Source organism: Sphingobacteriaceae bacterium GW460-11-11-14-LB5, from assembly GCA_002151545.1.
Taxonomy (GTDB): domain Bacteria; phylum Bacteroidota; class Bacteroidia; order Sphingobacteriales; family Sphingobacteriaceae; genus Pedobacter.
Map to the genome: position 1 here is coordinate 3735580 of CP021237.1, position 13934 is coordinate 3749513.

10 protein-coding genes are annotated in these 13934 nt (G+C 39.0%); all 10 read left to right on the top strand.

What is annotated here, in order from left to right; genetic code table 11:
• Positions 1 to 529 precede the first annotated feature (529 nt).
• Complete coding sequence (locus CA265_14825) at positions 530 to 1465, top strand: outer membrane protein assembly factor BamD (protein ARS40858.1); 936 nt, start codon at positions 530 to 532, stop codon at positions 1463 to 1465.
• A gap of 3 nt (positions 1466 to 1468) precedes the next feature.
• Positions 1469 to 1795 carry an RNA polymerase Rpb6 gene (locus tag CA265_14830; protein ID ARS40859.1) on the top strand — a complete coding sequence of 109 codons (327 nt, stop codon included), beginning with the start codon at positions 1469 to 1471 and terminating at the stop codon, positions 1793 to 1795.
• 75 nt (positions 1796 to 1870) lie between these two features.
• Positions 1871 to 3070 (top strand): phosphopantothenoylcysteine decarboxylase, encoded by a 1200-nt coding sequence (locus CA265_14835; GenBank protein ARS43004.1) that lies wholly within the window; start codon positions 1871 to 1873, stop codon positions 3068 to 3070.
• Positions 3067 to 3960: a DUF4835 domain-containing protein gene (locus tag CA265_14840; protein ARS40860.1), complete on the top strand. Its 894-nt coding sequence runs from the start codon at positions 3067 to 3069 to the stop codon at positions 3958 to 3960. Before CA265_14835 ends, CA265_14840 begins: the two co-directional genes overlap by 4 nt.
• A gap of 601 nt (positions 3961 to 4561) precedes the next feature.
• Positions 4562 to 4933, top strand: coding sequence for a transcriptional regulator (locus tag CA265_14845; GenBank protein ID ARS40861.1), 372 nt, complete (start codon positions 4562 to 4564; stop codon positions 4931 to 4933).
• A 95-nt stretch (positions 4934 to 5028) separates the two neighbouring features.
• Positions 5029 to 7125 carry a hypothetical protein gene (locus CA265_14850; GenBank protein ID ARS40862.1) on the top strand — a complete coding sequence of 699 codons (2097 nt, stop codon included), beginning with the start codon at positions 5029 to 5031 and terminating at the stop codon, positions 7123 to 7125.
• Positions 7126 to 7226: 101 nt separating this feature from the next.
• The gene (locus CA265_14855) at positions 7227 to 8879 is read left to right on the top strand and encodes a DNA repair protein RecN (GenBank protein ID ARS40863.1); all 1653 of its coding nucleotides are present in this window, start codon (positions 7227 to 7229) and stop codon (positions 8877 to 8879) included.
• Between the two features lie 313 nt (positions 8880 to 9192).
• Positions 9193 to 10437, top strand: coding sequence for a hypothetical protein (locus CA265_14860; protein ARS40864.1), 1245 nt, complete (start codon positions 9193 to 9195; stop codon positions 10435 to 10437).
• A gap of 373 nt (positions 10438 to 10810) precedes the next feature.
• Positions 10811 to 11809, top strand: coding sequence for a hypothetical protein (locus CA265_14865; GenBank protein ARS40865.1), 999 nt, complete (start codon positions 10811 to 10813; stop codon positions 11807 to 11809).
• Positions 11810 to 12594: 785 nt separating this feature from the next.
• A complete protein-coding gene (locus tag CA265_14870; protein ID ARS40866.1) occupies positions 12595 to 13833 on the top strand; it encodes a hypothetical protein in 1239 nt (412 codons plus the stop codon).
• The last annotated feature ends 101 nt before the right edge of the window (positions 13834 to 13934 follow it).

The following is a 13934-nucleotide window of genomic DNA, read 5'->3' on the forward strand; positions in this document are numbered from 1 at the left end:
TACGGTTAAGTGAAATGGAAATCCTAAAGTTGAATAAAACTGAATCCCTTAATAGTCCGCTAGACTAAAATTCTATATGGTTCTTGTTCAACTAAAAAGCAGAGGTCTGTTACAGGTTCTAGATCGTAAGTCTGGATCGCAGCATAGTTCACCTCTGCTTTTAAGGTTTCCTTTGTCAAATTTAATTCTTTGATAATCTTTCTCAAACCTAAGGGATTGACGCGGGCATCCCGACGTAAGGTCGGGATAAAGCGGATAGCGGGGACATACCTATATAGTAGCACTAAACCTGCTTTACTAAAAAAACATGAAACATATACTATTATACTATATAGTGTAAGAATAGAACAAGCCCGGCCTGAATAGACTTCCTATTCCTCTATATTTATAGTATAATACGCTACAAACAAATCCGAACAGTTATATATGTTAAAAATTGTTAACTGTTATATGGTACTGAATTGCTTTGCATAGCTTAGCGGCCAATTGTTTTTATTGATGTTATCGTATTATTAATTATCTTTGCAGAATGTTTAAAGTTAAACACTTAATTATTTTAGTATTTGTTGCCGCTTTGGGTATTGCGGGTTGTAAGAGTCGTTTCGAGAAATTGAGAGCGAGTAATGACGTTGCAAAAAAATATCAGGAGGCTCTTCGTTTGTACAATAAACGCGATTACAGCAAAGCATTGGTGCTTTTTGAAGACCTTTCTCAAAAATACCGCGGCCGTGCTGAAGCCGAAGGATTGAACTTTTATTATGCTTATACTTTATATAGATTAAGTGATTATACTACTGCAAGATACCAGTTTAAAAGTTTTGCAGAAACCTATCCAGCCAGTAAAGATGCGGAAGAAGCCCGCTACATGGCCGCTTATTGTTTCTATTTAGAATCTCCAAATTTCTCTTTGGATCAGGAAAATACTTATAAAGCTATTGATGCATTACAATTATTCATTAACTTATATCCTACCAGCGATCGTGCTGCAGCAGCCGGTAAATATATTGCCACGCTAAGGGGTAAGCTAGAGGATAAAGCTTTTGAAAACGCTAAAATGTACTTAACCACCGGACCAAGTAATGTAGATAATTACAGAGCGGCAGTTATTGCCTTAAAAAATGCGCAAAGAGATTACCCGGATATTAAATATGCCGAGGAAATGGATTTCTTAATGATTAAAGCGCAGTATTTATACGCTAAAAACAGTTATGTTGTTCGTCAGGAAGACCGTTATAATGAAGCGCTTGCTTTATATACTGAGTTTACTGAAAACCACCCTGACAGTAAATATACTAAAGACGCAAAGGTACTTAAGGAAGATGTTGAGGCTGGAATTGCGGCTACAAAACAAGAATTGGCATTATATGCTGCTGATCAGGAAAAATACAAGCAGATGCTGATCAGAACCGGAAAGTTAAAAGATACTTCTGCTACAATTAATAAAACGGATATTAAAAACAAGTAATACATGAATACTAACAAACCTGCTGTACCAAATACTACAGTAACCAGAAACGTACACGATTTAGATAAAACTACAGATAACTTATACGAATCTTTAGTGGTGATTGCTAAAAGAGCAAATCAGATTTCGAACAACGTTAAAGAGGAGTTACACGGTAAATTGGCAGAATTTGCTTCAAGCAACGATAATTTAGAAGAAATTTTCGAAAACCGCGAGCAGATTGAAATCAGCAAGCACTACGAGCGCATGCCGAAGCCTGTTTTGGTTGCTATTGATGAATTTTTGAACGAGAAAATTTATCACAGAAATCCTGCTAAAGAACAAAAGTAACTGGCATAGCGCATAGCGTTTAGGGCAAAGCGTTTAGCACTACGCTCTATGCTCCATGCCTTATGTACTCTGCGCATTATGCTAAAAAATAAAAATATAATCCTTGGCGTTTGCGGTAGCATCGCAGCATATAAGTCGGCTTTTTTGGTTCGGCTGCTTGTAAAAGCTGGTGCAAACGTAAAGGTTATTCTTACCCCTGATGGTGCTAATTTCATTACACCACTCACCCTTGCTACGCTTTCTAAAAACCCTGTTTATACCCAGTACTTCGAAGAAGAAACTGGTGTATGGAGCAACCATGTTGAGCTGGGCTTATGGGCCGATCTCATGATCATTGCACCGATCAGTGCCAACACATTGGCTAAACTGGCAACAGGTATCTGCGATAATTTATTAACGGCTGTTTATCTTTCGGCCAAGTGCCCGGTTTATGTAGCCCCGGCTATGGACCTGGACATGTGGAAACACGAAACTACCCAGGGCAATATCGAGCGTATTATTAGCTATGGCAATACCGTTATAGCGCCTGCCAATGGCGAACTTGCCAGCGGACTCTGGGGCGAAGGCCGAATGGCCGAACCGGAAGAAATTGTCTCCTTTCTGAACGATGCCATTAAAAAATCGATGCCGCTATTTGGCAAAAAAGTAATGGTTACTGCCGGGCCAACTTACGAGGCTATTGATCCGGTACGTTTTATAGGCAATCATTCATCCGGTAAAATGGGTTTTGCCCTTGCTGATGAACTTGCCAGGCTTGGAGCTGATGTTACATTAGTTGCAGGACCAACCGCACAAAAATCTATACAAACCTTAAAAAGGATTGATGTAATTAGTGCCCAGGATATGTTCAATGCGTGTTCATCGCTATTCCCCGAAACCGATATAACCGTGATGTGTGCCGCTGTAGCTGATTATCGCCCCAAACAAGTTGCCACTCAAAAAATTAAAAAGCAAGACAAGGGCCTGGTTTTGGAACTGGAAAAAACAACGGACATACTTGCATCTTTAGGTACAACAAAAAAAGCACACCAGGTTTTGGTGGGTTTTGCCTTAGAAACCAATGATGAGGAGAATTACGCCAAAGGCAAACTGGAGAAGAAAAACCTGGATCTGGTGGTTTTAAATTCTTTAAATGATAAGGGTGCCGGTTTTAAATCAGATACCAATAAAATTACTATTTTTAACAAAGCTTTAGAACGCACTGTATTTGAAATGAAATCGAAAACGGATGTGGCTAAAGATATTTGTGCAGCCATTTTAAAAATTGCGAAATGATAAAAAAGATTGTTTGGATATTGTTATTGCTTGGTTTCGGGAAACTGCAGGCGCAGGAGTTAAATGCAAGGGTAACTTTGCTGGCTCCCCAGGTTTCGAACATCAGTAAGCCCACTTTAGATGCTTTGCAAAAAACAATCCGCGATTTTTTAAACAATAACAAGTTTAGCAACGAAAGTTATAAACCCCAGGAACGGATTGAATGTAGTTTTGTCATTACCATCAACTCATGGGATGGTGGCTCTGGATATACCGCCGAAGCACAGATTCAAAGCAGTCGCCCGGTTTTTAACAGCTCTTACAACAGCACTTTGTTAAACATGAGCGATAAGAATTTCGATTTTAACTTTAACGATGGTTCTACAATCGATTTTTCTGATCAGAATTACATTTCCAATATCAGTGCCCTCCTCACCTATTATGCTTATACCATTATCGGAATGGATAAAGATAGCTTCAGCAAAATGGGTGGAACACCTTACTATAAAAAAGCACAGAACATCATTAACCTGGCGCAAGCTTCGGGCAATACCGGCTGGAAAGCAGCTGATGGTTTACGCAATCGTTTTTGGTTTAACGAAAACGTTTTGAACCCTATTTTTAGCGAACTGCGCAATTTCATCTACAGCTATCATTTAAGTGGCCTGGATCAGCTTACCGATAATGATAAAGGCCTTACACAAATTGTTGCTGCCCTGCCTGCCCTCCAGCAAATGGATAAGCAGAAACTGGGTTCAATTTTCCCTAATGTTTACTTTGCATCTAAGGCCGAAGAAGTAACCAATGTACTTTCTAAACTAAACGGTCAGGAACGCATGAAAGCTTACAATATGTTGGCAGAAATCGATCCGGCGAATATTGGCAAGTACGAGGGGCTGAAGAAAAATTAGTTTTTTGGGTTAACTGGTTAATGGTTTTGATCCGTTAATTGTATATCATGCCAATCAGTCAAGCAATTAATAAGTTTCTCTTATTTTGTTGTTTAATGGAATAAATTAATTTTTCTGAAAAGCAGTCTCAGCATTTCAATTAAAGCCAGTCCTGCTTTTGTTCATACCTGCCCGATGGTTCAGGCGGGCGCCTGCAGGCCTTACACACGGGCTGGTATCCACATCAATCAGGTTTAATAACGTAAATCAGTTTTTCATAGCTGGGGTTTTCCTTTCCAAAGCCTAGTCATGCAACATTTCCCCTTACCCTCCATCCTATATTGCAGTTAACCGATTAACCAGTTTTAACAATTAACCTTCATAGGCATGCCACATTTTCCCTTACCCTGCATCCTGTATCGCAGTTAATCGATTAATACGTTTTAAAAATTAACCTTCTTCGCAGATGCAACATTCTACCTGCTCATGCGTCTTATAGCACAGTTAACCGGTTAAGCAGTTCAATCAGTTAAGCCAAAAGTTAAAAATTTGTTAAAATATTTTGATCTTACGAATATCTTCGTACATTTGAATACGAAATAATTCGTACAACTTGTAACATATGACTAATCATAACATCAAACCAACAGAAGGTGAAATGGAAATCCTCCAGGTGCTTTGGCAAAAGGGGAATGCAACGGTAAGAGAAGTTCATGAGGCATTAAATAAAAAAGACTCCGGGTATACCACAACTTTAAAACTGATGCAGATTCTACACGAAAAAGGAATGGTAGAAAGAGATACCAATCAAAAAACGCATATATATAAAGCACTTGTAAGTCAGGATAAAACTGAAAAACAATTGGTAAATAAAATGATCGATAACGTATTTAACGGATCGGCAGCGAGATTGGTGATGCAGGCTTTGGGTAACCACAGTGCAAGTGCAGATGAGATTGACGAAATAAAAAAATATCTAGATAGCCTAAAGTAAGGTTAGTGTTGAAGGTTGAAAGGTGTAGGGTTTAGATCCCTAATTAACAGTAACATTTTCGGATTGTCCCCGTATAAAAAATTAAAACCACCGTTATGGAAACTTTATTACAACAGTTCATCAAAGCATTTGGCTGGAGCATTTTAAACTCACTCTGGCAAAGCGCCATTATTTATGGCGTCCTATTTATAGTAATGTTAAGCATTCCGAAGCTGGCGGCAAAACATAAGCACAACCTTGCTTTTGGTGCCATCATTTTAATGTTTATTGGCTTTGGCTATAATTTCATTCATCAGTTAACATTGAATATCAATAGCCAGGCGCCTGCCATCAATGCTCAAAATATTCAGATTTACCAATATTTTAACAACCTTCCGCCAAGTTTTAGCAGCAAGGCAGAGCAATATTTCCCTGTTGTAGTGATATTTTACGCGATTGGTATATTGCTTCAGCTATTCGTTATTGTTAAAGGTTATGGTCAGCTTTCAAAACTAAAAAAAGAAAGTTTAAGTGCTGTTCCAGATAGCTGGAAAGCTATTTTCGAGCAGGTAACCGCTCACCTTAAAATCAACAAAGTTACCCAGTTCCATTTGTCTTCAATTGTTAATGTGCCTTTGGTTATCGGTTATTTAAAACCAGTGGTATTATTTCCATTGGCGCTGGTAAACCAGTTAGACAACGATCAGGTAGAAGCCATATTAATCCATGAGTTATCGCATATCAGAAGAAACGATTTCTTGTTAAACCTGATTAAAACAGCCATAGAAACATTGTTATTCTATAACCCATTTGTGTGGATGGCCGGCAGATTTATACATATTGAGCGCGAGCATGCCTGTGATGACCTGGTATTAAAAATTACCGGAAAACCACTCAACTATGCCCATGCCCTACTTAAACTCGAACTGTTAAAAGACAAAAACAGTCCGGCTTATGCACTGGCAGCAACAGGCAAAACCCAGAATTTATATCAACGCATTAAAAGAATAACCAACATGAAAACAAATTATTTAAACGCCAAACAACAAATGGCAGCCTTAACTTTAGGGGTAGCCTGCTTGTTTTCTATTGCCTGGATCAACCCAACAGAAAAGAAAAAAGAAACTAAAAAAACGCCTAAAATTGAAGTTTTGAGTATCATCGATCACCACGACGTGAAAACCATGGTTTGCACTGATACCACCAAGAAACGTAAAATAAAAATTGTAACGATCGATGCAGATGGTAAAAAAACCGAATACAACTCAGTAAAAGATATGCCTGATAGCCTAAGAAAAGATTTTTACAGAGATGAACTTTTTGCAGGAAAAAACATCTACAGACTGCATGCCGATAGTAGCTTTAGATTTAAGTTCAACGATTCGTCATTGTTGTCGAAAATACATAAAGAATACAATTCACCGGAAGCACAGGCCAAATGGAAAAAATTTGGTGAAGAGATGGCCCAAAAATATAATTCGCCAGAAGCACAAGCCAAATGGAAAAAATTTGGTGAAGATATTGCCAAACAATACAATTCGCCGGAAGCACAAGCCAAATGGAAAAAATTTGGAGAGGAGATGCAAAAGAAAATGAACTCTCCTGAAGCCCAGGCAAAATGGAAAAAAATGGGTGAAGATATGGCTAAAGAATTCGGTTCGCCAGAGGCGCAAGCCAAATGGAAAAAAATGGGCGAAGATATGGCTGCTAAAGTGAATTCACCAGAGTTTAGAGCTCAAATAGAGAATATTAGGGCACATGCTTTAAAATCTGGGGAGATTGCAAGATTATCTGCATTGAGTAAGTTAAATTCAGATTCGCTATTTAAAGGAAACAGACATATGCTTACCGGTCCGGATGGTGCAGTATTCTATTTCGATAATAATAGTAAGGTAAAACAGACCGAAGAATATAAAAAACTGAAAGAAAAGTTCGATAACGAGGTGAAGGAACTGAAAGAGAAAATGGAGAAGAAAGAGAAAAAGGAGAAAGTAGAAGGTGGAAATAAAGGCGCACAAATAAGCCCTGCTGTTATGCTTTATAACAATCAGGACTTTACCAGTGCTGTTAAAGCCCTGAACACCCTAAACGCTGTAGTAACGTATAAAAAATCTGATTTTACCCATGCTGATCAATTGGCCCTAAAAAGTTATGTTCAGGCAGCCAACTTAAAAATTGTTGATGATCATACCATTAACATTTCGATAAAATAAATACCATATAAACCAAACAAGCGACGAACAGCGAAGATTATTCTTCGCTGTTTTTGTTTTGTATTCACCTGTTGAATAAATTTTGATATTTTTGCTTAGCTATGCTACAAAAACTTTCTATACGTAATTACGCATTAATTGATAGTCTCGATATCGAATTTGATAAAGGCTTAAATATTATAACAGGTGAAACTGGCGCTGGTAAATCCATCATTTTAGGGGCATTATCGCTAATTTTAGGCCAGCGCGCAGAAAGCAAATACTTTTTTAACCAGGATAAAAAATGTGTTATTGAAGGAAGTTTTGCATTGGCAGACGAAAACCTGAAAGAACTTTTTGAAGAAAATGATTTAGATTTCTCCAACGAAAGTATACTGCGCAGAGAGATATCCATTGATGGTAAAACCAGGTCGTTTATTAACGATACGCCCGTTAATTTATCCGTTCTTAAACAGATTGGCGAAAAACTGATCGACATCCACTCCCAACATGCCACGCAGGAGATTAACGATGCTGATTTTCAACTGCTCATTGTCGATTCACTGGCTAATCATCAGTCCCTCCTGTTTAATTACCGCAGCGGATTTAAAAAATTAAGACAAGATACCAACCTGTTGAAAAAATTGGTGAGTGAAGCAGACGAAGCGAGAAATAAGCAGGATTATGAGCAGTTTCTATTTAACGAGCTCGAGCAGGCAAAATTACAGGAAGGCGAACAACAGGAGCTGGAACAGGAATTAGAACGCTTAACACATGCCGAAACCATAAAAAGAGCTTTACTTACCGCATCAGGTTTAATTAACGAAAGTGAACCTTCTGCCCTGCAAATTTTAAAAGAAGCATCTTTACAGTTGCAGAGTATAGAAAAGTTCGACCCGGCAATTAATGTACTGTACGAACGTTTACGCTCATCGATTATCGAAATAAAAGACATTACCGATGAGGTTTCTGGCATTGAAGAAAATACCTTACACAGCGCCGATCGTTTAGAGCTGGTTAATCAACGACTGGATCTTTTTTATTCACTCCAGCAGAAACACCGCGTTGCTGATAATACTGAGTTGCTGGCCGTTCAAAAACAATTGGAAGAGAATCTGAATAAACTCCTATCTTCTGATGAGCATATCGGGAAACTACAGCAAGAAATAGAGCAATTGAAAAAAGAATTGCACAAACAAGCCGATCAATTAAGTGCCAACCGCAAAAAAGCAATTAAGGTAGTAGAAGAACAAACCAGTATTACCTTGAAAAAAGTGGGCATGTTAAATGCTAAATTGGTTTTAGATCAAAAAGTATTGGGCGAATTGAATAAAGATGGCTTAGATGAAATCAATCTTCTTTTTACGGCCAATGCTGGTCAGGCGCCTGCACCCGTAAATAAAGTAGCATCTGGTGGTGAGTTATCTCGATTAATGTTAGCCATAAAAGCTTTATTGGCCAAACACACTTCGTTACCGACCATTATTTTCGACGAGATTGATACCGGAATTTCTGGCGAAACCGCCTTAAAAGTTGGTGAAGTAATTGCCGATTTAGGACAAAACATGCAGGTAATTTCGATTACACACTTACCACAAATTGCAGCCAAAGGCATTTCGCATTACTTTGTTCATAAAAATGAAGACCGTGGAAAAACAACAACCGGAATTCGCAAACTTAAACAAGAAGAACGTATTGGTGTAATTGCCGAAATGTTAAGTGGCAAAAATCCAGGCGCATCTGCCATGGAAAATGCAAGGGAGTTGCTCGCCTAATTCTTATATTAAGTCATCTCGAGCGGACGGAGTGCAACGTAGTCGAGAGATTTATCTAGGCAGATCTCTCCGTTCCACTGCGTTTCAGTCTAGATGACGACTTTTCTTATGGACCTGTTAATGGTAGGGAAATGTTGTTGTGCTGTTGGATGTTCCCACCTGACTAAGCTTGTATCTGTAGAATTTATAAAAGATAAATAGTATATTGATTTGATTCAGTACCAGATCGCAATATCTGGCACCACGAAGAAAAGCGCCAATAATTTTACAGCTACAGCTTACTAAAACTAAATAATTAGTTTATATTTAATTAATGAAATCTTTTATACTTCTACTTTCATTATTAACCATAGGCAAATTTTGTTTCGCTCAGCAAAGTTATACCCTTTCGGGTATGGTTAAAGATAAACGTGGTGAGGCTTTACCTGGTGCAGGCGTATATGTAAGTGGTTATAAAATTGCAACCATTTCGAACAACGACGGAAGCTATACATTTTCCTTAAAACCCGGCAACTATGATATTTTAGTCCAGCTTGTTGGCTATAAGGCTTTAAATAAAAACATTGTGATTTCGGATAAGGCTATAAAAGTCGATTTGGTTTTAGAAGAAAATATAACGCAGTTAAAGGAAGTAACCATTAAACCAGATCCGAACAGGGCTTATTATATTGCCATGTTCAAAGATTTTTTCATTGGTACAACACCCAATGCCGCGCAATGTAAAATGATTAATCCAAATGTGCTGATTATCGATTACGATAATGAGGAGGGGAAACTTACCGTAAAAACAAATCAATTTTTAGTGATCGAGAACCAGGCACTGGGATACCGGATAAAATACCAGGTGAATAATTTTGAGTACAGCAGCCGATCGAAAATTATGTATTATGAGGGCTTCCCTTATTACGAAGACCTAAAAGGATCATCCAGAAAAAAGAAGGTGTGGGAAAAGAAACGTTTAACTGCCTACCTGGGTTCTCCACAGCACTTTTTTAAATCAATTTATCATGGCAAGGCCACTGAAGAGGGTTTTATCATTAATAAATTAATTACCCGGCCAAATCCGGATAAACCTTCAGATAGTACGATTAAGGCAAATATTAAACGTTTAGCAAAGGTGCAGAATGGCTTATTAGGCAAAACGATAACCATAAACAATAACGATTCGCTCAGTTACTGGTTCAGGAAGAAAAACCTCCCCGATGGCATTTCTATTTTAAGCCGTAGCCCGATTGCGCAAGATACCTTGGTGCACATTAAAAATGAGAGCATTAAAAGCATCAACTTTACCGATAAACTCTACATCGTTTACACCAAAGAAAAGGAAGATCCATTATTTGCAAATAAAATAGGCTTATCCATCAGCAGACCTTTAGACATGCCCGACTATCAGGTATCAACCATTACCTTACAGATAAAACCGGTATATTTTTATGAGAATGGTGGCATATACAATCCACGGTCGATGCTGTATACAGGCTACTGGGCCTGGGAGAAAATAGCCGATAGCGTTCCGATGGATTATTTACCTCCTGCTAATGTAGCGGAAGAAAAGTAGAAATATCGTTAATACCAAGAGAGATAAACCACCAGACTGCATTTTTTCATTTTTTTTTGAAAAGCAAATATACCGCTTTTCGGTTTCAGCAGCCCCGCCCTTCGTTACAAATCCTCGCCCTCATGCTTCGGGCTGTGGGTTTTACACTGCGGTCCCTTAGGTTTGAGAAAGATTATCAAAGAATTAAATTTGACAAAGGAAACCTTAAAAGCAGAGGTGAACTATGCTGCGATCCAGACTTACGATCTAGAACCTGTAACAGACCTCTGCTTTTTAGTTGAACAAGAACCATATAGAATTTTAGTCTAGCGGACTATTAAGGGATTCAGTTTTATTCAACTTTAGGATTTCCATTTCACTTAACCGTAAAGTTATGAATTATGAACTATTTGTTGGAATAGATATTTCCAAATCAACCATCGATGTTGCTGTTGTTACACAGGCCTGTTTCGACAAGCCCCTTCACCATGTTTTTAAGAACAGCTATGATGGCTTTGGCCTAATGCTGGAATGGCTTTCCATACATGGTATCGCGCCTAAGAAGGTTCTTTTCTGTTGCGAGCATACAGGTATTTATATCTGCCCCATAACCAACTTTATGCATGCAAATGATTTATCTATATGGGTTGAAAACGGGCTGCACATTAAGCGTTCCATTGGACTTAAACGGGGGAAATCTGATAAGGCTGACGCACAGGCAATCGCAAGCTATGCTTTTTCAAATCAGCACAAAGCCCGTCCTTACCTCCTTCCTTCGGCAACAAGCTCAAAACTCAAACACCTGCTGGCACACCGCGAACAGTTGGTAAGACACCAGACCTCTTTTAAATGCACTTGCTCAGAGCTTAAAGGATTTGATAGGGAGAACGCTGGCTATTGCATAGCCGATAGCCAGGAAATGCTTGCCCTTTACGCCGAACGGATAAAAAAGGTAGATATCGAGTTGGCAGCCTTAATAACAGAGGACCAGGAACTAAACGAACAGTTCAGCCTTGTGCAGAGCGTGCATGGGATCGGAAAGCAGACGGCTATGTTTATCCTGATCCATACTGAAGCCTTCGCTGCATTTTCAGACTACAGAAAGTTTGCGAGCTATTGTGGAATAGTCCCATTTCCACATAGCTCGGGGACGAGTATACGAGGGAGAAACCGGGTAAGCAACCTCGCCAATAAAAAACTAAAGGCGTTACTGACCATGTGTGCGCTAAACACGATAAAAAAAGATAACGAATTCAAACGATACTATGATCGAAAAAAAGCTGAGGGAAAAAACGCTATGTGTGTACTGAATGTGATAAAAAATAAGCTACTGAGCAGAGCTTTTGCTGCTGTTAAAAGAGGTACGCCATACCTCCTGGAGCCTGCTGCATAAATCTAAAGTAATGCTTCTCAGAAAAAAAACTTTTTATTTGCATAAACCATAGAATACGGGTTTAGCTGCCTAGGTTGGTAGTACTATTTAGTTTTTTTGGAACCGAGAAGCACCTGCCCATGTTAAATAAACCCGACAGAGCGGGTAGCCCGCAGCCCGATTTTTCATCGGGAGAGGACTACAAGCGATGGCGGGGCTACCGCTGCCATGGAAAATAGACCTATCATTTTCAAAGCAAAAAAAATTCACTATTCACCTGGCTTATTTTAATATCATTAATATGTAAGAGAGATAACCACCAGGCTGCATTTTTTCTTTTTTTTGAAAAGCAAATACAGCGCTTTTCGGTTTCAGCAGCCCCGGCCTTCGTTACAAATCCTCGCCCTCATGCTTCGGCCTGTGGGTTTTACACTGCCGTCGGGTTTAGCTGGCTAGGCTGGTATTACTATTTAGGTTTTTTGGAACCGCGAAGCACCTGCCCATGTGAAATAAACCCGACAGAGCGGGTTAGCCCGCATCCCGATTTTCATCGGGAGAGGACTACAAGCGATGGCGGGGCTACCGCTGCCATGGAAAACGAACCGCTCGTTTTCAAAGCGAAAAAATTTTCACTATTCACCTGGCCTATTTTGAATAATGCTCTTCTTAAAGATCATTGCGTAACAAGATAAGCAATTTTACTAAGTCGCCTGCAGCACGAAATAACGATATGATCAAATGTTAAATTTGTTAAAAATCTTTTCTGTTTTTAATAAATATTACGCCTTTTGGTTACATTCGTCTCCATGATTAAAAGCCTTTTAGTAGCCCTTATACTGATGATGTTGGGTACTAATGCCATTGCTCAAAACACCTTCTCGATTAGTGGTTTGGTTAGGGATCAAAAAGATGGATTACCTGGCGCAAGTATCTATTTAAGTGGCTATAAGATTGCAACAGTGGCCGATAACGACGGGCGGTTTAAACTATCCAATCTGAAACCTGGAAGTTACGATCTGCTGGTTCAGCTGGTTGGTTATCTCCCCTACTCTAAAAGCGTAATTATTTCCGATAAATCAGTGCAGGTAGAACTGGTTTTGAAAGAAAATGTTGCGCAGCTGGAAGAAGTTGTAATCAGGGCCGATCCTAACCGTCAGAAATATATTAATCAGTTTAAAGATTTTTTTATCGGGAAAACCCCAAATGCCTTACAGTGCAAAATATTAAATCCGCAGGTGTTAAATGTAGATTTCGATATTACTAAAAGTACCCTAACGGTTTCTACCACCGAGTTTTTGATTGTAGAGAATAAAGCTTTAGGCTATCGGCTAAAATACATGCTCGATCGTTTCGAATATAATTCCAGAACGCACATTATTTACTATTCTGGGCATCCCTTTTTTGAAGAGTTAAAAGCATCGGCAGCCAAAAAGAAAAAGTATATCGCCGCCAGGGAGGTGGCCTATTATGGTTCGTCGCAACATTTCTTCCGCTCGCTGTATGCCAACAAAACACAGGAAGAGGGATTTATCATTAATAAAATGGTTAAGGTGCCCAACCCTAACCGCTATCCGGAATATTTAATTAATGCCAATTTAGAAAAGATTAAGGCCGTACCTGAGAAAACGGGCATCAGGCAAAATAAAGGTAAAATAGATACTGCATTGCTTGCCTTCTGGACCAAACAAAAAGAAATGCCCCGAACCATTGATAAATTTTCGAGAGCGGAGGTACTTACCGATACCCTGGTGCACTACTTTAACCCGAATTTAAAATACCTGAGTTATACTGATGCGTTACTGATCCAGTACACCAAAGAAAAGGAATCTCTGGCTTATTCTAACACCGGATTTTGGATCTTCAGACCCCTAGATGTACCTGAAAATGAAATTTCTGTTGCCAACCTCACTGGTGAAGGTGTTCGTTTCTATGAAAATGGTGGCATTTACGATTCCCGATCGCTCCTATACGAAGGTTTCTGGGCTTACGAAAAAGTGGCCGATATGGTCCCGATGGATTATGTACCACTACCGAAGAGCAAGTAATGGAAAATGTGAGGTGGATGATAGATGAGGCGAATTGATCTAAAAAAAAATGTTGAAAAGTAGCCTTTTTTAGAAAGCCAAATTACTAAAAATATTAGTAA

Bases quoted from the DNA above. Each gene is read 5' to 3' on its own strand.
- CA265_14825 (ARS40858.1), top strand. From the start codon at position 530: ATGTTTAAAGTTAAACACTTAATTATTTTAGTATTTGTTGCCGCTTTG.
- CA265_14830 (ARS40859.1), top strand. From the start codon at position 1,469: ATGAATACTAACAAACCTGCTGTACCAAATACTACAGTAACCAGAAAC.
- CA265_14840 (ARS40860.1), top strand. From the start codon at position 3,067: ATGATAAAAAAGATTGTTTGGATATTGTTATTGCTTGGTTTCGGGAAA.
- CA265_14845 (ARS40861.1), top strand. From the start codon at position 4,562: ATGACTAATCATAACATCAAACCAACAGAAGGTGAAATGGAAATCCTC.
- CA265_14850 (ARS40862.1), top strand. From the start codon at position 5,029: ATGGAAACTTTATTACAACAGTTCATCAAAGCATTTGGCTGGAGCATT.
- CA265_14855 (ARS40863.1), top strand. From the start codon at position 7,227: ATGCTACAAAAACTTTCTATACGTAATTACGCATTAATTGATAGTCTC.
- CA265_14860 (ARS40864.1), top strand. From the start codon at position 9,193: ATGAAATCTTTTATACTTCTACTTTCATTATTAACCATAGGCAAATTT.
- CA265_14865 (ARS40865.1), top strand. From the start codon at position 10,811: ATGAATTATGAACTATTTGTTGGAATAGATATTTCCAAATCAACCATC.
- CA265_14870 (ARS40866.1), top strand. From the start codon at position 12,595: ATGATTAAAAGCCTTTTAGTAGCCCTTATACTGATGATGTTGGGTACT.